Genomic DNA, 22,495 nt, shown 5'->3' on the forward strand with positions numbered 1-22,495 from the left:
CCTGGAAAAGGAATCCCTGTGTCTTAGTTGTAGAAAACGATCAAATATTGGCGGAACGGCTGAGTCAGGACTTGAAAGAAGCAGGTTATCATACCGTCATTGCCCTTGATGCCTCCGTTGCTTGCCATCAAGCCTGTGAACTCCAGCCAGCAATGGTGGTTGTGGATAGAGCACTTTCAGGAGAATCAGGGCTGAGATTATGCGATCAGCTCAGACGTGAAGGCTCTCGCGTACCTGTAATCATGCTGATGGCTCATGACCGAGTAGAGGATCGAGTGGCTTGTATAGAAGCAGGAGCTGATGATTATTTCCTGAAACCCTATCGTAGCGAGCCATTTGTGAAAATGGTGCGGCTTTATCTAGAGCCAAAAACAGGAGGCTCCGAGCAGCTCAGGTTTGGAGAACTAACTTTAGACCTAAGCCAGCGTAGAGCCATGCGCAACGGACGGGTGATTGATTTGACCATGAAAGAGTTTGAACTGCTCAAGTATTTGATCAGCCATCCCAGAGAAGTATTAACTCGCGAACAAATTTTGGAAAATGTTTGGGGTTATGACTTTATGGGAGAGTCCAATGTGATTGAAGTCTATATTCGCTATTTACGTATCAAGATAGAAGATGAAGGTGAAAGGCGATTAATCCAGACGGTGCGTGGTGTTGGTTATGTGTTACGGGAGGCTTAGGGTTGTGGGTATGACGTTTCAAATCACTCTATGTGCAATAGCACTAAGTATTTTAATCATGGGCTGTTCAGCAGGGTCAGTTCCAGAAGACACTATAAATAGTACCTCTGTGAAATCTGGTCAACCACCAGCAACAGCCCCATCAGTTTCACAATCACCAAGCAAATTAGGTCAAATGTTACCAATTTCTGCTGAGGCTGACATCGCAGGTGAGCGGATTGGGCTGGAAGTGGCACAGACCCCTGAGCAACAGGCAATGGGTTTGATGTATCGCCTATCTCTAGCACCGGATCGGGGGATGTTATTTGGCTTCGACCCACCACGGCGTGTCAGCTTTTGGATGAAGAATGTTAAAATCTATCTGGATATGGTGTTTCTAAGAAATGGGGAAGTAAAAGCGATCGCAAAATCTGTCCCCCCCTGCCAAACCGATAAATGTCCTACCTATGGTCCAGGAAAGGAAATTATTGACCAAGTGATTGAACTCCGTGGCGGACGTGCGGCTGAACTGGGTCTGAAAGTAGGTGACCAGGTCACTGTTAAGTTTCTGGATCGGAGTAGTACTGCACCTAACTAGTACTCTATAACATTTAGCTTTGAGGGTTAGGCGAAGGTGGCACAGTTGCGTAGGGTGTGTTAGGGAAGGGCTCCCTCTGACCGCCTCTTCGCGCCTTGTTTGGACAGCCCGTCCCGTAACGCACCACCTTATAATATTAATTCCTTGATTCAGCAATGCATTGTGGCAAGGGTTCAGGCTTTATTGCTTAAAGCCTAATCCTAATCCCTCAAGTCTCAAGAACTAGGTATAAAGCAGTGAAGTACCCCAACCTGCTTCGCTGAGGTTGGGGCTTCCCATTCCCAGGTCAGTTCAGTGACGGTCTTATTCGTCTTTGGGATTTCCCGCTTCATCCGCCGACGCCTCAACCAGCAAGCTGGCGTTGGTCTTACTCAGCGTCCACAGGCAGACATCCGCCTTCCGCAGATGTATATTTTTACGACAGACTCACCTTGGAATTACAGCATCTATGGCTAACCAGCTGGGGCAAGTCTCTTCCCTGAGCTCTGCTAGTACTTTTATACCTTCTATCAATAGGTAGCCTTTTAGTCAGTCAGGCGGGTCAGCGACCAATTTTATTATATCACGAATCATCGTAAGTTGTCGTCTCGCTATCCATCCCCACCCCTCTTGAGGGTGGGGAATTCCGCGAGTTTCGTTAAGCCTTATGCTATCATCCCTATACATAAGCATTCAGCTGACTGCCAATAGTTTAATGCTTACCTCTGTCGTGGGGCTTCTGGCGGATTAAGCTAAATTAGGGTAATCTTTCCTAAGACAGATGTAAAAAGCTCGCAAATGACTATACCCTTGATTACTAATGGCTGCCCTTGACATAATTAATCAAGGTTGGGAAAACAAGGGTAGGGGTGACGCTACTGACTCTTAGCGGTGAATCGCTAAGTTGAGGGTGTGAGAGAGTAGTCAGTTATAGCGTACGCCAGCCAAAGTTTTTAACTTGACAGACCATTGTCAATCAAGGGTCTGATGTAGTGTGTGTTTAAAACTGTCGAATTTTGCTTGACTTAACCATATGAGCTAGGAGGGTCTTGCCAACTCAGTGTGTTGGCAAGGTCTAGGGGTGATGCGAGTGGGGTATTTGATCTCGATACTGGGAAGAAAGCGATGCAGCGCGGTCTTGGGGAGGCAGCGCGGTCTTGGGGAGGCAGCGCGGTCTTGGGGAGGCAGCGCGGTCTTGGGGGTTTCCCCCATGAGCGACTGCCGTGGTTTCCCCCATGAGCGACTGCCGTGGTTTCCCCCATGAGCGACTGCCGTGGTCTCCCCCATGAGCGACTGCCGTGGTTTCCCCCATGAGCGACTGCATCAAGACACATAAGATTGCTGTTCTAGGTTGACGAGAATCTCAGGTTGGCAGTGATTTAGGACACAGGTAATCAGCCTCCTAACCCTGAAAATTTATACAGGGATACTAGAGTGCTATTCCTGTCATCCTAAATCCTAGTCGGGTGATGATTGGGAAAGTCAACTACTTTCCTATGGGATTAATTATCCTTAAAACCTGAAAATTTCCTACTGTTTCTATGTCAGGTATAACCGACACTCGTAATTTCCTAGTGGACAGATGAGATAGTGGCTACTGATGGTTTACACATTCAGATTACTAATTCCCAAATAGAGCCTATTAAAGGAGGTGAAATACAACTAATTATGGCACCAAAAACCTATACAAAATTCTTGCATTTTCTCCAAGAAGAGTTAGCAATTTCTAGAGATTCAATTGCGATCGCACAACGACACCGGGAACAAGATCCAGGACTTTTGCCAATGATTCTTTGGCAGTATGGTTTGGTAACTCTGGAGCAATTAGATAAAATTTATGACTGGTTGGAAACAGCCTAAAGCCTGAGCCATCAGGGAGGAGAGAAACTATGTCTAAGGAGCTATGTCTTTGGGTTAAAATATCCCTAAGACAAATTTATAATTCTACTTTGTCCTTAACTATTTATCCCCTTATCAAAAAGAGCGGTTTCATGAGTGGGGTGCATCTCAGTTTTGCAATTAGGCAAAAATTCGGGAGAAAATTCCCACACTCCCCGGGCCCGGGCCCCACACTTCCTTTTTTACAAATATGAGATGCACCCGACTATAAAGGGAGCAGGTCAAAGAAGCCTAACAAATGAACTACTTGACAAAACAACAAAAATCCGGTCTTAGTTGCAGAACAGATGAACTATTTACCAGATCAGCAAGCAATTACCCATCAGGGGGCTATAGTAATGGTAAAAATATTAGGCTTAAGTGACATGCTTCCCCTATTACCTATTACCCATTACCTATTACCCATTCCCCATTCCCCATTCCCCATTCCCCATTCCCCATTCCCCATTCCCCATTCCCCTTTTACAAATATGAGATGCACCCCATGAGTGACTCGCTCTTTTTGATACATCTTGGCTATCTTAATGTCACTATCAATGTAACTATTCAGTCTAGCGCTATCAGCTATCAGCCATTCATACTATTCCTGTAGCCCTTCAGCTTACTGCTGATAGTTGAATGGTTACAATGAAAGTCCAAAGGAACGAGTCACGCAACTAAACCCCAATAAATAGGTATAAAACGGTTTTTAACCGTACCAAACCGACATTGACGTTTTGCTAGCGCTAGAAATCTATCTAAATCAAGAAAGAAGACACACCAGTTGACGATGTCAAAAAAAGTAGGCGTAACCAAAAAGCTATCGACTCAAATTGTCCCCGTAGTGGGGATGACTGAGTCGATTGAGACTGAGTTGCTGTCTACAATGAAAAAACTAGGCATCGTTAGAGCTGAGTCTTACAACAAGCTGGGGAGCATCAAGCATTGGGGACTGGACTGGAAAAAGGCTATCCCGGAAGTAAAAAGCTTCAGGACTCCAGATACTCTGGGGTTGCCTGCCAAAATAATGGACTGGACTATCAATGATGTAGCAAAAGCCATTACAGCCCAGCAGGCAGCCTGTATCGATGCGGTAATAAAGAAAATTTATAGAAGGTTTCCGGGGAAAGAAAACCAAAAGACCAGGAAAAAACTTTGCAAACAGCTTAAAACCTTAGCTTTTTTGGAAAACCCACTGCTGCATAGACTAGTTAGGAAAGAATTCCAGCGGGGACATTCCTGGGTTAAGAACCAGATAGTTTATCAACAAGTGGGTTATAAATGCAAACGACTCTCTCGCAATACATACCAACTAGAATTAGCTGGATTAAGGAGAGGAAAGAGAAACAGGATAATCGTCAGATCTAACCGAAAAATAAAAGGACAAATTCGGTTGATACATAACCAAGTTCTGCAAAGGTTTGAGATTCATTTTCTTGTAGACCATGGAAATGTAGAAATTCCCGGTGAACGTCGCCCTGTAGGAGTAGACAAGGGATACACGGAGGCTTTCTATGATTCAGAGGGTCAAGCGCATGGGAAAGGGTTAGGCAAAGTTACCACCAAAAAGTCCGTTCGTATATGTGCCAAAAACCGCAAAAGAGGAAAGCTTTGGGCACTTCATAGAAAACTAGAAAAAATAGACCCAGCTAAGTCGGATCGTATTCTTAAAAATAACTTAAGCAGAAAAACAGAGAACAAGCGTTACAGACAAAATCAGTCAGAATTAACGGCTATCATAGGAGCCGCATCTAAGTCTCTTTTTAATGGGAAGTCACTTAAAATTTTTGCAGAAGATTTAACACAACCGATTAAAGGAAAACGTCAGTCCAAAGCCATGTCTCGCAAGCTTAATAGCTGGATGAAGGGTCAAATGCGGGACTCATTACAAAAATGGGCTGATTGGACTGGGTCGATTGTGACAGAAGTCCAGCCTAGTTACACGTCGCAAGTTGACTCCGTGACTGGAACCCTGTTGGGGAAAAGGAGCGGGGACAACTTTACCAGATTTAATGGGGTCGTGTTACAGGCTGACCACAATGCTGCCAAAAACATCCTTGCTCGGGGTACGGACAAGGAACTAACTCGGTACATGAATAAGACCGAGGTAATGGCAGTATTGTTGCGTCGTACCGCGCGTTTCTTGAAAGGGATGGGACTGAGTCTGCTTGATGCAGTTGAGCTTGGTTGGATTGATTGTAAACATGAGCTTTGCTCAGGCTTTCAAGCAACTCCTGGTCGAGATGCCAGGAACGTCCAGACAGATGGGTGGAAAGTTCAACTCCAATTACTGCATGACCACTCCTCACTCGGACAACAATAAATTGCACCTTGACCGTTTCATACTGGATGATCCCGATTAATGACGGTTTAAGAGTATCTCATAATGGGTAGTAAGATAACTAATGGGGTTGTACTACTTTGAAACGAACAATCGTAATACTCGCTTTTGGCTTAATCTTAGGAATTTTTATCTCACAGTTTATTCCACCAGCCACAGCTTCTATGACTGTTGTAGAATCGCGGATTTCTTCTCTTGAATCTGAGATAATTAACTTGAGATTTAAACTCAATCAGTTAGAGACTAAGTTACGTCAGGTCAGCCAGTCAGTTCCTGATAGTAATCGACCCACTCAACACCAGGGACCATCACCAACTGATAGCTATAGCAGCGTAGACGCTGATCACCCAATGTTTAAGCGTCTTGCTACCTTAGTAATAGAACTCAAGGAACGGGTGAATCGATTAGAATAAGAGGTATTACCATAAGAATGAAGAATGAAGAATGTAGAATGAAGAATGTAGAATGAAGAATGAAGAATGTAGAATGTAGAATGTAGAATGTAGAATGTAGAATGTAGAATGTAGAATGAAGAATGAAGAATGAAGAATGAAGAATGAAGAATGTAGAAGGTCGAATGAAGAATGAAGAATGAAGAATGAAGAATGAAGAATGAAGAATGAAGAATGAACGAATGTAGAATGTAGAATGAAGAATGTACAATGTAGAATGTAGAATGAAGAAGGCAGAATGAAGAAGGCAGAAGGCAGAAGGCAGAATGAAGAAGGCAGAAGGCAGAAGGCAGAAGGCAGAAGGCAGAAGGCAGAAGGCAGAAGGCAGAAGGCAGAAGGCAGAATGTAGGATGGGAAATTCTAAATTCTAAATTCTAAATTCTAAATTCTAAATTCTAAATTCTAAATTCTAAATTCTAAATTCTAACTTCTAAATTCTAAATTCTAAATTCTAAATTCTAACTTCACTTTGATGCTAGTTGATCAGCCCAGCGAGTTGTTTCTGGTAATCGATACCTAGATGTGCAGCGCAACACATAATCAATTGCTGTGGGTAAGCTGATGCGATGACCAATGGAAACATAGACTGGCTTAACTCCAGTCCGAGTACGCACAACGGCTCCAATGATTTCTCCATCATCCCTCAGCGGTTGCCAATTACCTTTGTTTTCGGGCAACTGTTCATGATCACCAATGAATCGCGACTTAGCCACACCAATGGTAGGAATATCTGTCAGTACCCCCAGATGGCAGGCAAGACCAAAGCGACGAGGATGGGCAATGCCCTGACCATCACACAAAATTAAGTCAGGGATAATGCTAATTTTTTCCAAAGCATCCAGTACTACAGGGACTTCTCGAAATGATAGGAAGCCTGGTACATAGGGAAAGGTAGTGGGTCTGCGTGCGATCGCATTTTCCCTCAGCTGCAAGTCGGGAAAGCTTAAAACTGCTACTGCTGCCTGTGATATAGCGCCATCCTCCTCAAAACCTACATCCACACCAGCAACATATTGCACTTCCCCCAACTGATCTTCAGAAATTACTTCAGGTTGTAGTTGTTGTTGAATTGCTTTGGCTTCTTCACTATTGACTGGCCAAGGGTGGCGTTGTTGGATCTCCATAGTAATTTCATTATTGGTATGTGGAAATTTTCCATTCCCTTGGGCAACATAAACTATGATTAATCATGGTTAATTAATTAACTAGATTCGGTTCCACTGAGTTCAAAACGTTGGCGCAAGATAAATTCTGCGATCGCTAAATCAACTGGGGTAGTTACCTTCAAATTCGTCTCCTCCCCTTCCACAATCTTTACTGGCAAGCTGCACCGTTCAAACAAAGCGGCATCATCCGTAACTTCCCAGCCAGCCTCACGTCCTTGGTCATGGCACTGTTTCAACAACTTCACCTCAAATCCCTGGGGTGTCTGTGCTGCCCACAATCCCTTCCGATCCGGTGTATCTTGAACAAGATTGGCTTCATCCACCACTTTAATCGTATCCTTGACTGGCACAGCGGCAATTAGACCGGGACAACCCATTAAGACTTGGGCACACCGTGCCAGTAACTCAGGGCTAGCTAAGCATCTAGCACCATCGTGAATCAACACCCTTTTGGCTTCTGCTGGTAAAGCCTGCAAGCCATTATAGACAGATTCTTGCCGCGTTTCACCCCCCTCAATCAACTCCACAGGTTTAGATAGGGCAAGTTCAGCTAGAATTGCTTTAAACTCTGGCCAGTCATAGGGTTGTCCCATGATCCCAATCCAGCTAATACTACTGGCTTTCTCTGCTGCTAGCAGTGTCCAAGCCAGTATTGGTTTACCTAGAAGTATTAAAAGAAGCTTATTGCGATCGCTCCCCATCCGTCGTCCCATTCCGGCTGCTGGAATTAATAAATGCACGATATTCTACCTCTTAGCTGCTGCTTCATGGCTGAGCTTAGGATAATATGCCCTGGATATAATTCAGAATTAGTCGTTCAAGCGTCAAGTTAAAATTAAACTGATCCGTAAGCTCAAGTAATTTGAGATGAGAATACTAGCCCTTGTTCCTGGTGGAATTGGCGACCAAATCCTGTTCTTTCCCACCCTCTCACAACTAAAACAGTATTATCCCAAAGCTGAGATTGACGTTATTGTGGAACCGCGAGCCAAGGGGGCTTATCGGGTTTGTCAGTCAGTCGATGAAGTTCTAACCTTTGATTTTAAAGACCGCAATGGTCTCGCAGATTTTGGTAACTTGTTGGGAGTGATCCGCGATCGCGAGTACGATGCTGCGATGACCCTGGGACGTCGGTGGTCAGTTGGGCTGTTGCTCTGGATGACTGGTATTGTGCGTCGAATTGGTTACCAAGCTGGTTCAAGGGATTTGTTTTTTACCAACCCTGTGCCCCTAAAAACTGAGCAGTATGCTGCCCATATGTACCACGACTTACTACTAGGTTTCGGTATTAACGTTCCTTGTCAAGAACTCGCGGTTAGAGTTCCCAAATCAGATATTGAATGGGCAGAAGCTCAACAGCAACAGCTAGAGATTCCAGAAATTGGCTACATTCTTATTCATGGCGGTTCTAGTCAACTCGCTCTGTCCCAAGGAATTGATAAAATCTACCCAGTTGAGCAATGGCAGAAGATTGTTGAGGACATTCGCCAAAAACAACCAGATCTGCCCATTGTCTTGCTAAAAGGGCCAGAGGATGCAGAATGGTGCCAGGCTATGATCGAGTACCATCGTGACATCATTGTTACTGCTCCAGAAGATATTGGAAAATTGGCAGCCATGATTGCTGGTGCTAATTTGATGCTGTGTACCGATAGTGCACCGATGCATCTAGCTGTAGCTGTTGGTACTCCTACCATTGCCTTGTTTGGTCCGACACAGGCCAAAAAACTACTACCTGCCAAGGAGGGGGTATACGGTATTCAATCAGCTACCGGTCGGATTGCCGATATCAAACCGGAAACTGTATTAGAGCAAATTTGGGGTAGCTAATAGGCTCCCAGTATTTGTTGAGAAAGTAATAAAGGCGCTTTTCTGTTATCCCCAAACTCTGTTGAGGGAGGATGGAAAGCTGAAGCTATAGGGGTTGATTGAGATGATAATCAACCCGATGTGGACTTATACTTTGCACAGGCATAAACTGCCCATTCATCGTATCTCTTCTCCAACTATAGCGTTTCTTGTACTTATCAGCCCCGGCTCCATCTCCCCATCTCCCCATCAATCTTCTTTATGATGGGTATTCAACCGGACTTGATATCACCCCCTGAGATTTCGATCAGATCAAACAAAGTATCATCTAGTTCATAGCCAAGTAACTGAGCCATCGACTTGAGGCGGGATTGGCTTTGTATACCCCACTGCTTTAACCATTGACTAAGTACAAAGATCTTCTGCATCACGAAAATTTCTAAGGCTTCAGAGTTGTACTGGATGCCTTCTGTACGATTAAATTGGTGGGGCACTAGCATAGCAGTATAGCGGACGAATTCCCCAGATTTCCAATCTAGTAGAAAAGGTAACCAGGGATAGGTAGCATCCAAGCGCACAAACCATAACCGCACCTCTGGGATCTCTGAGAATTCTCGTGGATCCTCAGGATCGCAATCAAAATCAATCTTAAAGCCTAGCTGCTGCTCATAGTTTGCGATCGCACCGTCTTGCAGCCACCCTTCAACCACTGTCTGAGCTGGAGACAAGTCTAAGGTTTGGAAATGGTTAGTATTTAAGGAAATGATTGTAGTCACGCAATAGTTCCAATGTCAACAAAATCAGTAAAGTCTTATTACACTATTTTCTCCTGCTAGGCATTTATGTGGTCAAACACCTAGATGTTGCAGATATTTTGAGCAGCTACTACAATAGAGTCAGCAGGTTTTACTGGGAAGTTGGTGACTGCCAATAGTGTTTTTTGATCTATGCTCATATATATAAGGGAACTAATCGGATTTGCGGCAGTAGACTGGGAAAATACCCAGAAACTTCAAGCGATATTCGACAGTGCCCACCTGGTTAGCCAGGTCATAAACTGAGGTAAGACGGCTTCTTGGTGAACCTGTAGGATCAGACAATCATCGTCTGAAGGATGTTTGACTAGTGTTCGGCAACTAGTGCTCGGCAACTGGTAAGTAATCACCTAAACACAGGAATTGGCTGAAAAGCAATAGATCTAGTTCATAGCATTAGGTAAGCAGTAGACCTAAATGTTTTAGAGCTAAGTTTCTTAGCCCTAAGTATTTTAGTTTTTACTCAGGGAACTTAGGGTATAAATCCAGACCTATACTAGTCTAGCTATTAGTTTCCTCGAAAGCTAATAGCTAGACTAGTTATGAGGTTTGAGTATAAATCAAAACTATTCAAAATTCGGTGTTATCATAGCTACTTACAGCGCTCGGATCAGTATCACGCTTAGAGCCAAGTAAATCAAGGCGCTCTACTCGGATCACAGGTTGTGAGCGATCAGCTCCGGTGGTGCGATCGCTCCAAGTGTCAATTTTCAAAGACCCTTTTACACCAATTAAGCTACCTTTACGCACATAATTAGCAGCTACTTCCGCCGTCTTCCCCCCAAATCTCTAAGTTGAACCAGTCAGGCTGATCACTATTGCGTGTCCGTCGTCTCACTGCCAAGGCCAGTTTACACAATACACCCCCAGACTCAAAATACTTAACATCTGGGTCTGTACCTGCACGACCGACTAAATGGACAACATTGAGACTCATAGTTATATTGGTACTTTTGTACTGATTATGGCTCTACAATAACAGATTCAGCTGGTGTATAACAATTACTAACTTATTTTAAGACTTATTTTAAGTCACCGAAGCAAGTCAGTCATCAACAATATTCTAGTTAACTGGAGCTTAACTTGAGCCGATGAAACCGTTATGTATTTGCAGCTGGGTGTATTCGCAGAAATTTCTTCCAAATAGTATCCGGAGAATCATAATGACCTAGTGTACTAGCGTACTAGACTAACTGGAAAAAACATAATAGAATCCACCTCAGTTACAGTTCCGGTGCAATTTCGGTTGTACACAGCATTTTGTGAGGCGTAGAAACTAGTGAGTATTTTGAATCACTTTTCCCTGTCACGGGACATGGGTATAGACCTGGGTACAGCTAACACCTTAGTCTATGTATCTGGTAAAGGCATTGTTCTTCAAGAGCCTTCTGTGGTTGCCATTGATCAAGACGAAAAGGTTCCCCTAGCCGTAGGCGAAGAGGCAAAAAAGATGTTGGGCAGAACCCCAGGTAATGTAGTTGCCGTACGTCCTTTACGGGATGGTGTGATTGCTGATTTCGATACCGCTGAACTGATGCTGAAGCACTTCATCCAGCGGGTAAACGAAGGCAAAGCCCTAGTTTCACCTCGGATTGTGATTGGTATCCCTAGCGGTGTCACAGGTGTGGAACGACGAGCCGTCATGGAAGCCGCATTACAGGCTGGTGCTAGAGAAGTTAGGTTAATTGATGAACCAGTAGCAGCAGCCATTGGTGCTGGATTACCTGTAGCAGAACCAACAGGTAACATGATTATTGATATCGGTGGAGGCACCACTGAGGTAGCAGTTCTAAGTTTGCAGGGAACAGTTCTAAGCGAATCAGTGCGTGTTGCGGGAGATGAACTGAGTGAAGCAATTACTCAGTATATGAAAAAAGTCCATAACCTAGTAATTGGGGAACGGACAGCAGAAGACATCAAAATCCGCATTGGCTCAGCCTATCCAACACCTGACGATAATGAAGCTGCCATGGAAGTGCGAGGATTACACTTGCTGTCTGGCTTGCCACGAACTGTTACGATCAAACGACCAGAGATTCGTGAAAGTATGGCAGAACCCCTTTCTGTTATTGTTGATGCTGTTAAGCGCACTCTAGAACGGACTCCCCCCGAGCTGGCAGCTGATATTATTGATAGAGGTATTATGCTGGCGGGTGGTGGTGCTTTATTGAAAGGATTAGATACACTGATTAGTCATGAAAGCGGCATTGTAACCCATGTGGCCGCTGATCCCCTCAGCTGTGTTGTTTTGGGAACTGGTCGAGTCTTAGAGAACTACAAACAGTTAGAGCGGGTGTTTAGTGGACGTTCCCGTAATATGTAATTGTCAGCTATTAAACATCAACCTTAAAGAGTATTTTTATTCAATATCTTAAGAGTGTAGATTGAGTGTGGCTAGTGTAAAAACTCACTGATTAGCCAAAATCTGACTATTTTATGGATAGGCTATGTACATGCTGCGTCGCTGGTGGGGGAGACATGGAGTAGCAATTATGCTGGGGAGTCTTACCCTAATTGCTGCTTGGTTACTTAGAAGAACTCAGGGTGCAACAATTTTTGAAATCTATCAATTGATAACCCGCCCTTTTCAATCGCTACCTGCTAAAGAAGAAAGCCTCTCTAATGCGCGGACACTGGAACTACAACAGCAGGTAGAGGAACTCAAAACCCAAAACCAGAAGCTAAAAGAGCTGTTAGGTTATAAAAAAACCCCGAAGAAACTAAGAATTGTTGCGCCTGTTGTGGGACGTAGCGCTGACAGCTGGTGGCAAGAAATCATTCTGGGAAGAGGGAGTGAAGCTGGGATCAAAAAGGGCTTCGTTGTTATGGCACCTGGCGGTGTAGTGGGTAGAGTCGTTACCGTGACACCCCACACCAGTCGTGCCTTGCTGATCAGTGACCCCACTAGTAAGGTAGGTGCCGTGATCAGCCGTAGCCGTAGCATGGGTTTTTTGCGTGGACAAGGAACTAATCGGGCAATAATGCAGTTTTTTGATAAAGTGCCAAACGTCCGTCCTGGTGATGCTGTGGCTACCTCCACTGTCAGCCAGCTTTTCCCAGCTGGTTTACCCCTAGGACGTGTAGAGTCTGTTATTCTTGACAAAAGTCCAGCCCCAGAGGCGATTATTGAGTTGACAGCCCCGATGAGTTATCTGGAGTGGGTGATTATTGATCCAAATGACCCATGACCCATGACCCATGACTAATCAACAATGACTAATCACCAATGACCAACACGTCTGAGTTTTCTATTTGGGTTCGTCGAACAATCAATTGGGCAGTGACAGTTAGTTCAGTTATCCTCTGCTCAATCTTATTACTGACACGTTTACCGGGAATGGAATTACTGGGAATCGCTCCCAACTGGCTGTTGATTTGGGTTGTTGCCTGGAGCATTAAACGCACAGCGTTTCAAGGAGCATTCGCAGGGTTGGTATTGGGATTAGTACAAGATGGTATGACATTCCCTGAGCCTACCCATGTCTATAGCCTTGCCATCGTTGGGATCTTGACTGCTCTAATTCAAAAGCAGCGGTATATTCAGGAAGATTTTATTTCAGTAGCTTTAATTGTGTTTGGCATGGCGATTGTTGGGGAAACAGTGACCGCTATTCAGCATAGTTTTCAAGGCTCTCGCCAATTAGCACAAATCTGGACAGACCATCAGCGTATTGCCATCTGTTCTGCAATTCTCAGTAGTCTTTGGGCACCAGTCGTCTACTATCCACTCAATCGGTGGTGGCAGTGGTGCAATTCAATGGAGCAATCCTAATGCTTTATGAAGGTTGAAGGTTGAAGGTTGAAGGTTGAAGGTTGAAGGTTGAAGGTTGAAGGTTGAAGGTTGAAGGTTGAAGGTTGAAGGTTGAAGGTTGAAGGTTGAAGGTTGAAGGTTGAAGGTTGAAGGTTGAAGGTTGAAGGTTATGGCTCTACCGAACCTAGTATGCATAAAACCGCGCTTATTGCTCACTAATTATCATTGAGCGGTTGATTTATAAAAAATTATTCTATCAAAAACTAAAACTCCCGCTCAATCAGGATTATACTAATTATTTCCTAACAGTGTCTTGATGCAAAGCGCGAGTGCGGGAAACGCCCGTAGAGCCACTGCATCGCTTTTACATAGCAAGTTCGGTAGAGCCAACAGCTCTAGAGAGTTCTAATAGATAAGAGGTGGCACAAAGTAGGTCGCTACAGATATGAGTAGGTTCAAACCGCTTGAGATATGATTCAGAACGAATGCCACAGGTAAGAGCTATGGTGGGAATTGAGAGGGCTTGTCCTGCGAGAATATCGGCTTCTGTATCACCAATCATCCAAGCAGATACCGATGGTTCAGCTAACAGAGATTGTTCCGTGTAGGATGAAGTACTATGGTCACAGAGGGCTTGTTGGAGAAGTTCCTGTTTAACCTGAGCATAGTTTTGATAAGCATGGTGGTTTTCTGTTGTGCCATAAATGCTGCTAAAAAGACGAGTTAAACCGTAATTGCTCAATATCTGTTTGACCTGAGATGTGGAACGCAATGTCACCAGAACGAGTCGGATGCCATAAGAATGCAGCAAAGCTAAGGCCCAGTTTAGGTTTGGTTGCAGCTGATCTTTGTTCAATAAGGCAGATTCATTCACAATCTTGATCACACGCCCCAAGAAGAAATCGATTTGCTCTCCTCGTAACCCTGAGCGCATGGCAATTTCCTCGTCAGGGATGCGTTCTTGCTTCATGTGCCAGAACTGCTGTTTACTCATGGTCTGGATTGGTAAGGTTATACCTTGAGCTTGGTAGAACCCTTGAGTATCGGTTAGTGCTAGCTGGTACGTGCTGTAGTAGCGATTGGAAACATCAACAATGGGACCGTCAAAATCACAGAATATGGTCAGTTGTTGCAAGTAGGGGACTGTATTTTGAGGCAGGGAAAATCGGGATAATTGCCTGTCTGGGGCAGCAACACAGTTCATAGATTAGTTCTTGGCTGGGCTGGGCTTTTTGACATACTTCTTTACAATGTACCAGTTTTAGTGTAGATTGCCACCTGCTTGAGGGGACATTGAATTGATACGATATTGTAGTCTGTCGGGAAAGGATGTTGACGGTTGACGGTTGATAGTTTAATTGCAACTATAAATAGTTAAATAAATAAAGGTAACTTTTTTCCTAAGGAACTGGAGCAGCACTTAGGCAAAATTAGGCAACAATTGCATTCCATGACCGCCACTTTGTACTAGCATTTGACTTCTCCCCCACTTGAAAGATGGGGGATTCTTCAGACCTTTATACTGAGGTTGTGGAAGCATACAGTTGTATTCGTCTCGGCTGAGTCAAAACAGCCCTACCCACTCTAGTTAGGTCGATGCCTAACCTTGTGGCTACCTTTGTGATTATGTTTGCGGCTCCGTTAGCGTCACTGTTAACTAGCCAGCCCTGAGATGTCTTGTACAGACCTCGACTGCAAGTTAATCAGCCTTGAAATCCAGCCTGACCACGTTCATCTGTTTGTTAATGCCTACCCTTGCCTATCTGCCAAAGACGTAGTAAATCGAGTTAAGGGAAGGTCATCAAGATATCTCAGACAAGAGTTTCCAATCCTGCTTAGACTCCCTTCCCTTTGGACTCGAAGTTATTTTGTCAGTACTGCCGGTAACGTCAGCTCTGAAACAGTTAGGCGTTATATTGAGAATCACAGAGAGCATCACGGAGCTTAAAAGCTCCTACCGCTGGCTACATCTCCCCCATGAATGTGGGTAGTTTTGCTTGCTAGCTGACTCTATAAAAACCTATATATTGATCTGTTCACTCCTGCTGTTGAGCTACTAGGGGCGTAATGAGCGAAAATATTGCTTTGAGTAGATTAATTCAAGACCCCCATCCTAATATTGGGATAAGACCACTATCTTTTTGTAGCTAGGCATGAGCTACTGTATCAATCCCCTGTGTCTTCAGCCAGATGACCCAGGGAACATGACGAATCTGGTTTGTCGCCATTGTGGCTCAGATTTGTTATTACAAGGTCGCTATCGGGTGATGCGCCTGTTGAGTGACCAAAGTGGCTTTGGTAAGGTTTACGAAGCTTACAACGGGGCAGTACCAAAAATTCTAAAAGTCCTTAAGCCGGAGCACAACTCGAAATCCAAAATTATTGAACTATTTCGCCAAGAGGCAGCTGTATTGAGCCAGCTGACTCATCCCGGTATCCCTCAAATCGATCCAGAGGGCTACTTTCAGTTTTTTCCTAGACATAGTAAGGAGCCCCTGCATTGCATCATCATGGAGAAAATTGATGGACTTAACTTGAAGCAGTGGATGAGGCAACAGGGCAATCACCCGATTTTAGAACCGCAAGCCCTTAAATGGTTAAAGCAGATAGTAGAGATTTTGCATCTTGTTCACCAAGAAAACTATTTCCATCGCGATATCAAGCCAGAAAACATCATGCTCCGTGCCAATGGGCAACTGGTATTGATTGACTTTGGCACCGCTAGAGAGTTGACCTATACCTACCTAGCGGAAATCGGTGGTGGAGGCAGTGTTACCAAGATTAGTTCCCATGGCTATACTCCCCCAGAGCAAGAAAAAGGCTATGCAGTCCCACAGTCCGATTTTTATGCTCTGGGGCGAACCTTTGTTTATTTACTGACTGGCAAATCAGTCACAGATCAGAGTGTTTATGATCCGTTAAATGATCAATTTCATTGGCGTGATCATGCTCCTCAAATATCTGAGCAGCTAGCAGACTTTATTGATAGTTTGATGGCACCAACCGCAGCAGCTCGACCTCAGAAGACTCAGCAAATTTTAAATGATCTAGCTAATATTTACTCTTTGATTAGTATTTCAAAGGCTAATACTAATATAGAAGGGAGTACAACCAACCAAAGCTTTAAAACTAAATCTCAACCCAATATTTCTATAGAAACGGAATTTGTAAAACCCCCAAGAAGAAGATGGTGGTTAGGAGGGATATTGGCTCTGGTGGTTGGATTATTTGGTGCTGGTGGTTGGCTATTGTATAAATCCTATAATGCTTCCCTGAGAAAATATCAAGAAATATATGCTCAAGAATTATCTGTAGTTGACACTAAAACTTTCACTGGTCATTCAAGTTGGGTTAATTATCTAGTAATTAGTCCGGATGGACAACAATTAGTTAGTGCTAGTGCCGATAAAAATATTAAGATTTGGGATCTTAACACGGGAGAAGCAATCCACACTCTCGAAGGTCATAATAGCTATGTTAATTATCTAGCTATTAGTCCGGATGGACAACAATTATTTAGTGCTAGTGCCGATAAGACGATTAAGATTTGGGATCTCAACACGGGACAAGAAATCCGCACTATCCAAGGTCATAAAAGTTATATTAATCATCTAGCGTTTAGTCCGGATGGACAACAATTATTTAGTGCTAGTGCCGACAAGACAATTAAGATTTGGGATATCAACACGGGACAAGAAATCCGCACTATCCAAGGTCATAAAAGTTCAATTAACTTTTTATTAATTAGTCAGAATGAGCAACAACTATTTAGTGCTAGTGCCGATAAAACGATTAAAATTTGGGATATCAACACTGGGGAAGAGCTCGACACTCTCAAAGGTCATGAGAGCTTTGTGAATTCTCTAGCCATAAGTCCGGATGGACAACGATTGTTTAGTGCTAGTGCTGACAATACTATCAAAGTCTGGAATCTAGATACTGGGGAAGAAGTCAACAGTCTAAATGATCATACCAATTATGTGGAAGAATTAGCTATCGGTGCTAAGTGTAAGAAGTTGTTCAGTGGAAGTGCAGATAAAACCATAAAAGTGTGGGATTTTGCTAATGAAAAACTAATCTATACCCTAAATGGTTTTCCAAATCCAATTGAATATTTTGCGATTAGTCCTGATTGCCAGACAATTGCTACTAGTGGTGGTAAAAAGATAATCAAACTCTGGCAGGTGCCACAGTTAAGTAATTAGTTTGTAAGTAATTAGTGTTCGTGAGCTATTGGTTAGCAATTTCGATTTGCTGATGTTTAGAGGTAAAGTTAGTTAAATGCTGATGAATGTAATTAATGATTACAAATAACATTTCAATAGTAACAGACGAATAGTAACAGACCAATGGATAACTCTCCTGTGACATCTTTTCCTGAAACTCCTTTGGCGCAAGCCATGATACAGCGGTGCATCCAACTAGCACGGCAAGCCCTGGGACGTACTACACCCAACCCTTTAGTGGGTTGTGTAATTGTCCGGAATGGGGAAATTGTCGGGGAAGGGTTTCATCCCGCTGCTGGTCAACCCCACGCGGAAGTGTTTGCCCTCTCAGAGGCTGGGGAAAATGCCCAGGGCGCAACAGTTTACGTTAATCTGGAACCCTGCAATCACTATGGTAGAACCCCTCCTTGTACAGAAGCGTTAATTAAGGCTGGAGTCGCTAAAGTAGTGGTCGGGATGGTGGATCCTGATCCACGGGTATCTGGAAAAGGTATTGAACGGTTAAGGGCGGCTGGGATTGAAGTGGTGGTAGGTGTGGAAGAGAGTGCTTGCCGTCAGCTCAATGAAGGCTTTATTCATCGCATTCTTTACCAGCGTCCATTGGGAATTCTCAAGTATGCCATGACCTTAGATGGCAAAATTGCTGCTACTAGTGGTCACAGCAAATGGATTACAGGGGAAAAGTCCCGCAGTTGGGTGCATCAACTACGATCAGCTTGCGATGCAGTGATTGTGGGCGGTAATACGGTGCGTCAGGATAACCCCAATTTGACTAGTCACAATCCAAACGCACCGAATCCCCTACGGGTGATCATGAGTCGCACCCTCGACTTACCGAGAGATGCTCGTGTTTGGCAAACGGATGATGTGCCTACGTTGGTGTTTACAGAGGTCGGAACTGAGGGAGATTTATATCAACATCTGGTCAACCAGGGTGTAGAGGTGGTGGTATTGAATCCCCTGACTCCTTCTCGAGTAATGGCATATTTATATGACAGGCAGCTTTCGAGGGTGTTATGGGAATGTGGTGGTATCTTAGCTGCAAATGCGATCGCAGATGGTGCAGTCCAAAAAATCTTAGCCTTTATTGCTCCAAAAATCATCGGTGGTCACGGTGGTCCCTCACCGGTAGGAGATTTGGGCTTGACACTCATGACTGATGCTCTAACCTTAGAACGAGTCAGTTGGCGTCAGCTAGGATCGGATTATGTTGTCGAAGGTTATATACCTAATAGGGAGTAGGGAGTAGAGTCGGGAGTCGGGAGTCGGGAGTCGGGAGTCGGGGTAAGAAAATTTACTTTACCTTATTCAAGGCTATTTAGTGCTGGGCGCAAGGCTATATTTATAAAAAATATATCTATAAAATTTGAGATAAAAACTGCTTAGTACGTTCATGTTGAGGATTGTTGAAAAATTCCTGGGGTGTACTTTCTTCCACCAACTTCCCATCAGCCATTAGGACCACTCGGTCTGCGACTTCTCTAGCAAAACCTACTTCGTGGGTAACGCAAACCATAGTCATCCCAGAATCAGCAAGCGATCGCATGGTATCGAGTACCTCTCGCACCATCTCCGGGTCTAGAGCTGAGGTAGGCTCATCAAATAACATGATTTTAGGCTGCATTGCCAAAGCACGGGCAATAGCTACCCGTTGCTGTTGTCCCCCTGACAGTTGACCGGGATACTTCTTAGCTTGTTCGAGAATACCGACTTTCTCTAACAGCTGCATGGCAATTTCTTCAGCTTTTGCCTTTTTCCAGCGCCGCACCCAAATCGGAGCAAGGGTAACATTTTGCAGCACAGTGAGGTGAGGAAATAAGTTAAATTGTTGGAAAACCATCCCCACTTCTTTGCGAATAGTATCAATGTTTCGCAAGTCATGGGATAGTTCAATGTTATCAATAATAATTTTTCCTTTTTGATAGTCTTCTAGAGCATTAAATGTCCGAATAAAGGTGGATTTACCAGACCCACTAGGCCCCATGATCACCACTACTTCTTTTTTCTTGACTTCTAGACTGACACCACGCAGAACATGAAATTGATTGCTGGTGTACCACTTATGAACATCTTGAGCGATGATCATGGATTCGGTATCTCCGGAATTGACTGGGTCTTGAGAAGCAGTGATTGGTTGTTGATTTGTCATAATTCTTTTCCCTTGAGTAAGGTTCGATTGGGTTAAAGGTTAAAGGTTAAAGGTTAAAGGTTAGAGATTGTTCGCCTTTGGCCTTAGGTGAAGGGTAGGTTACAGGTTAAAAGTTACAGGTTATCAATTATAAATTATGCTTTCCTTTGTTAAGGCTCTAATCTTTAACCTTCAATCTTCCTTGCTAGTACCTAATCTATCTATGATCTAGATTCAATGGTCTACATTCAATTGTTTTTCGAGGCGTCGGCTGGCTGTGGACATGGCGTAACAAAATAACCAGAATAGGACTCCGTCGAATAGATACACTTCTTGATAGGGGGTTTCAAATTTGGCTTGGGCAAAGATAGAATCACCAATACCAAGCAACTCTACTAGACCTACAACAAATAGGAGAGTTGTGTCTTGAAACAGACTAATAAACTGACCGACAATAGCAGGAATAACAGCTTTGAGTGCCTGAGGTAACACAATCAGCCCTACGGATAGGGGAGTATTTAAACCCAATGCTTTGGCAGCTTCGATTTGACCTGTAGGTATAGATTGCAGTCCTCCTCGTACATTCTCTGCTAAGTAAGCAGCACTAAATAAAGTCAGACCGATTATTGCCCTTAACACCCGGTCTGGTCGCATTCCTTGTGGTAGAAATAGTGGGATAATTACTTGTCCCATGAACAAAATCGCAATCAGAGGTAGTCCTCGGATTAGTTCAATGTAAAGGATAGAGAAGCCGCGCACAACTGGTAAGGTACTTTGTCGTCCTAAGGCTAGTAATACACCTAGGGGAAAACAGATTAAAATACTGACCACTGCGGCTAAGACATTCAGCAGTAAACCACTCCATTGATTAGTGGATACCTGTTTTAGTCCGAGTCCTCCTCCCAGAAGCCACAGGAAGATTAATAAAGCAATAAACCAAGCTAAAGGTAACCAATTCCCCAATTTCGGTTGAGTCTTAGCAACCTGTTGTGCTCCCCAAGCACTAGCTACCAGTAACACTACTATTCCTAAGAGCAATAAGCGATAGGGAATTGCTACTGGAAATAGCACTAAGATAGCACCACTGATCACAAGAGCTATTAACACATTGCGACTAAATAGAGTAGGAACATTTCTTGCTAAAACTCCCCAAGTTATCCCGGAGAGGAATACAATAATCCCCAGAATCAACCATGGACGCCAGTTTTCTGTGGCGGGATAGGTTCCTACAAAAAATAGACGGAAGTTAAGCTTAATAACATCCCACTGGGCTTCAGTCGTTGCCCATGTTATCAAGCCTTTTACGGTTACGAATAGAAAACCGAAAACAGTAACCGTTAGTATGCTATTATACCAAGTACTAAATAAATTTTTCTTTATCCAGGTAACTGGATTAACCTGTAGTTCAGGGGGTGGTGCTAGTTCAGGAGGTTGAGAATTAACAGTAGTCATTATCTAGTTATAAGTCAACAGTTAACCAATTATCTTTCCTGCAATTGAACTGTCCGATTCAATAGGTTCATTACGAAAGAAATGATCAGGTTAATGGTTAGATAGGTCAGGGGTATGATCACCACGATTATTTCGATTTCATGACCCGCTTGGTTGAAGGTGGTTTGAGCAATAGAGTAGATATCTGGATAGCCAATAGCAGATGCTAAACTAGAGTTTTTGGCTAGGTTCATATACTGGCTGTTTAGGGAAGGGATAATTACCCGCAAGGCTTGGGGAAAAATAACTAACCGCATAGCTAAGCCTGACTTCAGTCCCAAAGATCTTGCTGCTTCCCACTGTCCCTTCTGTACTGACTCTATTCCAGCTCGGACAATTTCCGCGATAAACGCACCTGTGTAAAAGACTAGACCAGCTAGTAAGGCACAGAACTCAATAGTTAGCCGGAGTCCGCCTTCAATATTACCTGTGTCGATAACTTCTTGCGGTCTTTGCCAACCAAAACCGATGATGATAATTAAGACAGCAGCAATTGCGATCGCAATTAAAGCAATTAACTGGGGCTGACCGGATTGTGCTTGTTCTACCATCACTTTAGTGCGCCACTGCCAGATGAAAACTGCTGCGATCGCACCGACTAGCAAAACCACCAACCACAGAAACAGCTGGGTGGTGAAGGGGGGCCAAGGAATATAAATTCCCCGCTTGCTCAAAAATATCGACCCAGGTAACTGAATTTTTTCCGACAGTTTTGGCAGTTGGAAGAAAACCCCAAAGTACCAAAATAGCAATTGCAGCAGCAGTGGTGTATTGCGCACCACTTCCACATACACCAGACTCAGCTTACTCACTAGCCAATTGTCAGAAAAACTAGCTATCCCGGCGGTAATACCAACAATAGTTGTCAGGATAATCCCAAACACCATCACCCGCAATGAATTGGCCAGTCCGATCAATAAAGCATAGCTATAGGGGTCAGTGGGTTTGTAGGGAATGGGAGTATCGCCAATACCAAATTTGGCTTGATCTTGGAGAAAATCAAACCCCAATTTAATCGCTTGTTGCTGAATATTTCGGCTTAAGTTGGTGCCTAGCCATGCCACGACCCCAATCACCACCAGCACAAATAGGACTTGTATGGCAATGCGCCAAAATCGGTCATCCCGCCACAAAGGAGGCTTTTGACCTATATTGCTTGTCATTGGTTAGTTGTTTAGGTTGAAGGTTACAGGTTGGTT

At 43.9% G+C, this 22,495-nt stretch carries 21 protein-coding genes, 1 other RNA gene and 2 pseudogenes; 15 read left to right on the forward strand and 9 right to left on the reverse strand.

The features are described 5' to 3' along the window. The 7 genes from nblR to LYNGBM3L_RS18500 all read left to right on the forward strand — a co-directional run. Positions 1 to 683: response regulator transcription factor NblR (gene nblR / locus LYNGBM3L_RS18480; RefSeq protein WP_008186411.1), on the forward strand; the 683-nt coding region annotated here is incomplete at its 5' end. A gap of 10 nt (positions 684 to 693) precedes the next feature. Next, entirely contained in the window at positions 694 to 1,260 is a 567-nt protein-coding gene (locus LYNGBM3L_RS18485) for a DUF192 domain-containing protein (protein ID WP_044493820.1), read from the forward strand. 1,044 nt (positions 1,261 to 2,304) lie between these two features. After that, a complete protein-coding gene (locus tag LYNGBM3L_RS43870) occupies positions 2,305 to 2,478 on the forward strand; it encodes a hypothetical protein (protein WP_154659847.1) in 174 nt (57 codons plus the stop codon). 429 nt (positions 2,479 to 2,907) lie between these two features. Then, complete coding sequence (locus LYNGBM3L_RS18490) at positions 2,908 to 3,099, forward strand: DUF2949 domain-containing protein (RefSeq protein WP_044493838.1); 192 nt, start codon at positions 2,908 to 2,910, stop codon at positions 3,097 to 3,099. Between the two features lie 326 nt (positions 3,100 to 3,425). Next, the gene (locus tag LYNGBM3L_RS45895; RefSeq protein ID WP_165691805.1) at positions 3,426 to 3,626 is read left to right on the forward strand and encodes a hypothetical protein; all 201 of its coding nucleotides are present in this window, start codon (positions 3,426 to 3,428) and stop codon (positions 3,624 to 3,626) included. Between the two features lie 281 nt (positions 3,627 to 3,907). Then, the gene (locus tag LYNGBM3L_RS47595) at positions 3,908 to 5,440 is read left to right on the forward strand and encodes a zinc ribbon domain-containing protein (protein ID WP_008186422.1); all 1,533 of its coding nucleotides are present in this window, start codon (positions 3,908 to 3,910) and stop codon (positions 5,438 to 5,440) included. Between the two features lie 98 nt (positions 5,441 to 5,538). Further along, a complete protein-coding gene (locus LYNGBM3L_RS18500; RefSeq protein ID WP_008186424.1) occupies positions 5,539 to 5,871 on the forward strand; it encodes a hypothetical protein in 333 nt (110 codons plus the stop codon). A 503-nt stretch (positions 5,872 to 6,374) separates the two neighbouring features. On the opposite strand, the gene nfi is transcribed toward LYNGBM3L_RS18500, so the two are convergent. Beyond that, complete coding sequence (nfi, locus tag LYNGBM3L_RS18505; protein WP_008186427.1) at positions 6,375 to 7,034, reverse strand: deoxyribonuclease V; 660 nt, start codon at positions 7,032 to 7,034, stop codon at positions 6,375 to 6,377. A gap of 77 nt (positions 7,035 to 7,111) precedes the next feature. Continuing rightward, on the reverse strand, positions 7,112 to 7,816 hold the full coding sequence (gene ispD / locus LYNGBM3L_RS18510; RefSeq protein ID WP_008186429.1) for a 2-C-methyl-D-erythritol 4-phosphate cytidylyltransferase: 705 nt from the start codon (positions 7,814 to 7,816) through the stop codon (positions 7,112 to 7,114). A 127-nt stretch (positions 7,817 to 7,943) separates the two neighbouring features. On the opposite strand from ispD, the gene LYNGBM3L_RS18515 reads away from it, so the two are divergent. Then, positions 7,944 to 8,906: a glycosyltransferase family 9 protein gene (locus tag LYNGBM3L_RS18515; RefSeq protein WP_008186430.1), complete on the forward strand. Its 963-nt coding sequence runs from the start codon at positions 7,944 to 7,946 to the stop codon at positions 8,904 to 8,906. A gap of 251 nt (positions 8,907 to 9,157) precedes the next feature. Here the strand turns inward: LYNGBM3L_RS18515 and LYNGBM3L_RS18520 are convergent, their stop codons facing one another. After that, positions 9,158 to 9,661, reverse strand: a complete 504-nt coding sequence (locus LYNGBM3L_RS18520; protein WP_008186432.1) for a CRR6 family NdhI maturation factor — start codon at positions 9,659 to 9,661, stop codon at positions 9,158 to 9,160. Between the two features lie 127 nt (positions 9,662 to 9,788). On the opposite strand from LYNGBM3L_RS18520, the gene ssrS reads away from it, so the two are divergent. Then, positions 9,789 to 9,971, forward strand: a non-coding RNA gene (gene ssrS, locus LYNGBM3L_RS35435) — 6S RNA. A 299-nt stretch (positions 9,972 to 10,270) separates the two neighbouring features. On the opposite strand, the pseudogene LYNGBM3L_RS18525 reads toward ssrS, so the two are convergent. Beyond that, positions 10,271 to 10,637: pseudogene (locus LYNGBM3L_RS18525) on the reverse strand (single-stranded DNA-binding protein). A gap of 378 nt (positions 10,638 to 11,015) precedes the next feature. Between LYNGBM3L_RS18525 and LYNGBM3L_RS18530 the strand changes: the two are divergent. The 3 genes from LYNGBM3L_RS18530 to mreD all read left to right on the forward strand — a co-directional run bounded on the left by LYNGBM3L_RS18530 (position 11,016) and on the right by mreD (position 13,472). Beyond that, positions 11,016 to 12,023, forward strand: a complete 1,008-nt coding sequence (locus tag LYNGBM3L_RS18530) for a rod shape-determining protein (protein WP_008186438.1) — start codon at positions 11,016 to 11,018, stop codon at positions 12,021 to 12,023. A 124-nt stretch (positions 12,024 to 12,147) separates the two neighbouring features. After that, complete coding sequence (gene mreC / locus LYNGBM3L_RS18535; RefSeq protein ID WP_044493822.1) at positions 12,148 to 12,888, forward strand: rod shape-determining protein MreC; 741 nt, start codon at positions 12,148 to 12,150, stop codon at positions 12,886 to 12,888. Between the two features lie 38 nt (positions 12,889 to 12,926). Further along, positions 12,927 to 13,472 (forward strand): rod shape-determining protein MreD, encoded by a 546-nt coding sequence (gene mreD, locus LYNGBM3L_RS18540; RefSeq protein ID WP_008186442.1) that lies wholly within the window; start codon positions 12,927 to 12,929, stop codon positions 13,470 to 13,472. On the opposite strand, the gene LYNGBM3L_RS36765 is transcribed toward mreD, so the two are convergent. Both LYNGBM3L_RS36765 and LYNGBM3L_RS18545 read right to left on the reverse strand, forming a co-directional pair. Then, the gene (locus LYNGBM3L_RS36765) at positions 13,455 to 13,646 is read right to left on the reverse strand and encodes a hypothetical protein (protein WP_071986905.1); all 192 of its coding nucleotides are present in this window, start codon (positions 13,644 to 13,646) and stop codon (positions 13,455 to 13,457) included. The two genes, mreD and LYNGBM3L_RS36765, sit on opposite strands and share 18 nt — an antisense overlap. 169 nt (positions 13,647 to 13,815) lie before the next feature. Continuing rightward, the gene (locus LYNGBM3L_RS18545; protein ID WP_008186444.1) at positions 13,816 to 14,655 is read right to left on the reverse strand and encodes an HAD family hydrolase; all 840 of its coding nucleotides are present in this window, start codon (positions 14,653 to 14,655) and stop codon (positions 13,816 to 13,818) included. Positions 14,656 to 15,150: 495 nt separating this feature from the next. On the opposite strand from LYNGBM3L_RS18545, the pseudogene tnpA reads away from it, so the two are divergent. The 3 genes and pseudogenes from tnpA to ribD form a co-directional block, all read left to right on the forward strand. After that, positions 15,151 to 15,399: pseudogene (gene tnpA, locus LYNGBM3L_RS47605) on the forward strand (IS200/IS605 family transposase); the annotation flags it as partial. Between the two features lie 205 nt (positions 15,400 to 15,604). Further along, the gene (locus LYNGBM3L_RS18550) at positions 15,605 to 17,656 is read left to right on the forward strand and encodes a serine/threonine-protein kinase (RefSeq protein ID WP_008186446.1); all 2,052 of its coding nucleotides are present in this window, start codon (positions 15,605 to 15,607) and stop codon (positions 17,654 to 17,656) included. A 144-nt stretch (positions 17,657 to 17,800) separates the two neighbouring features. Further along, positions 17,801 to 18,919: a bifunctional diaminohydroxyphosphoribosylaminopyrimidine deaminase/5-amino-6-(5-phosphoribosylamino)uracil reductase RibD gene (ribD, locus tag LYNGBM3L_RS18555; RefSeq protein WP_008186450.1), complete on the forward strand. Its 1,119-nt coding sequence runs from the start codon at positions 17,801 to 17,803 to the stop codon at positions 18,917 to 18,919. Positions 18,920 to 19,034: 115 nt separating this feature from the next. Here ribD and LYNGBM3L_RS18560 read toward each other — a convergent pair whose 3' ends face one another. From LYNGBM3L_RS18560 to LYNGBM3L_RS18570, 3 genes are all read right to left on the reverse strand, one after another. Then, positions 19,035 to 19,826: an amino acid ABC transporter ATP-binding protein gene (locus LYNGBM3L_RS18560; RefSeq protein ID WP_008186452.1), complete on the reverse strand. Its 792-nt coding sequence runs from the start codon at positions 19,824 to 19,826 to the stop codon at positions 19,035 to 19,037. Positions 19,827 to 20,039: 213 nt separating this feature from the next. Then, positions 20,040 to 21,257, reverse strand: coding sequence for an amino acid ABC transporter permease (locus LYNGBM3L_RS18565; protein ID WP_008186454.1), 1,218 nt, complete (start codon positions 21,255 to 21,257; stop codon positions 20,040 to 20,042). Between the two features lie 29 nt (positions 21,258 to 21,286). After that, complete coding sequence (locus LYNGBM3L_RS18570; RefSeq protein ID WP_008186458.1) at positions 21,287 to 22,459, reverse strand: amino acid ABC transporter permease; 1,173 nt, start codon at positions 22,457 to 22,459, stop codon at positions 21,287 to 21,289. Between the last annotated feature and the right edge of the window lie 36 nt (positions 22,460 to 22,495).

Source organism: Moorena producens 3L (genome assembly GCF_000211815.1).
GTDB classification, from domain to species: domain Bacteria; phylum Cyanobacteriota; class Cyanobacteriia; order Cyanobacteriales; family Coleofasciculaceae; genus Moorena; species Moorena producens.

What these genes read in the sequence shown, in the direction of transcription:
- LYNGBM3L_RS18570 (WP_008186458.1), bottom strand. Translation starts at nt 22,459, where the DNA reads ATGACAAGCAATATAGGTCAAAAGCCTCCTTTGTGGCGGGATGACCGA.
- ribD (WP_008186450.1), top strand. Translation starts at nt 17,801, where the DNA reads ATGGATAACTCTCCTGTGACATCTTTTCCTGAAACTCCTTTGGCGCAA.
- LYNGBM3L_RS45895 (WP_165691805.1), top strand. Translation starts at nt 3,426, where the DNA reads ATGAACTATTTACCAGATCAGCAAGCAATTACCCATCAGGGGGCTATA.
- LYNGBM3L_RS18545 (WP_008186444.1), bottom strand. Translation starts at nt 14,655, where the DNA reads ATGAACTGTGTTGCTGCCCCAGACAGGCAATTATCCCGATTTTCCCTG.
- LYNGBM3L_RS18550 (WP_008186446.1), top strand. Translation starts at nt 15,605, where the DNA reads ATGAGCTACTGTATCAATCCCCTGTGTCTTCAGCCAGATGACCCAGGG.
- LYNGBM3L_RS18560 (WP_008186452.1), bottom strand. Translation starts at nt 19,826, where the DNA reads ATGACAAATCAACAACCAATCACTGCTTCTCAAGACCCAGTCAATTCC.
- LYNGBM3L_RS18485 (WP_044493820.1), top strand. Translation starts at nt 694, where the DNA reads ATGACGTTTCAAATCACTCTATGTGCAATAGCACTAAGTATTTTAATC.
- mreD (WP_008186442.1), top strand. Translation starts at nt 12,927, where the DNA reads ATGACCAACACGTCTGAGTTTTCTATTTGGGTTCGTCGAACAATCAAT.
- LYNGBM3L_RS36765 (WP_071986905.1), bottom strand. Translation starts at nt 13,646, where the DNA reads ATGCATACTAGGTTCGGTAGAGCCATAACCTTCAACCTTCAACCTTCA.
- mreC (WP_044493822.1), top strand. Translation starts at nt 12,148, where the DNA reads ATGTACATGCTGCGTCGCTGGTGGGGGAGACATGGAGTAGCAATTATG.
- LYNGBM3L_RS18490 (WP_044493838.1), top strand. Translation starts at nt 2,908, where the DNA reads ATGGCACCAAAAACCTATACAAAATTCTTGCATTTTCTCCAAGAAGAG.
- LYNGBM3L_RS47595 (WP_008186422.1), top strand. Translation starts at nt 3,908, where the DNA reads ATGTCAAAAAAAGTAGGCGTAACCAAAAAGCTATCGACTCAAATTGTC.
- nfi (WP_008186427.1), bottom strand. Translation starts at nt 7,034, where the DNA reads ATGGAGATCCAACAACGCCACCCTTGGCCAGTCAATAGTGAAGAAGCC.
- LYNGBM3L_RS18565 (WP_008186454.1), bottom strand. Translation starts at nt 21,257, where the DNA reads ATGACTACTGTTAATTCTCAACCTCCTGAACTAGCACCACCCCCTGAA.
- LYNGBM3L_RS18515 (WP_008186430.1), top strand. Translation starts at nt 7,944, where the DNA reads ATGAGAATACTAGCCCTTGTTCCTGGTGGAATTGGCGACCAAATCCTG.
- LYNGBM3L_RS18530 (WP_008186438.1), top strand. Translation starts at nt 11,016, where the DNA reads ATGGGTATAGACCTGGGTACAGCTAACACCTTAGTCTATGTATCTGGT.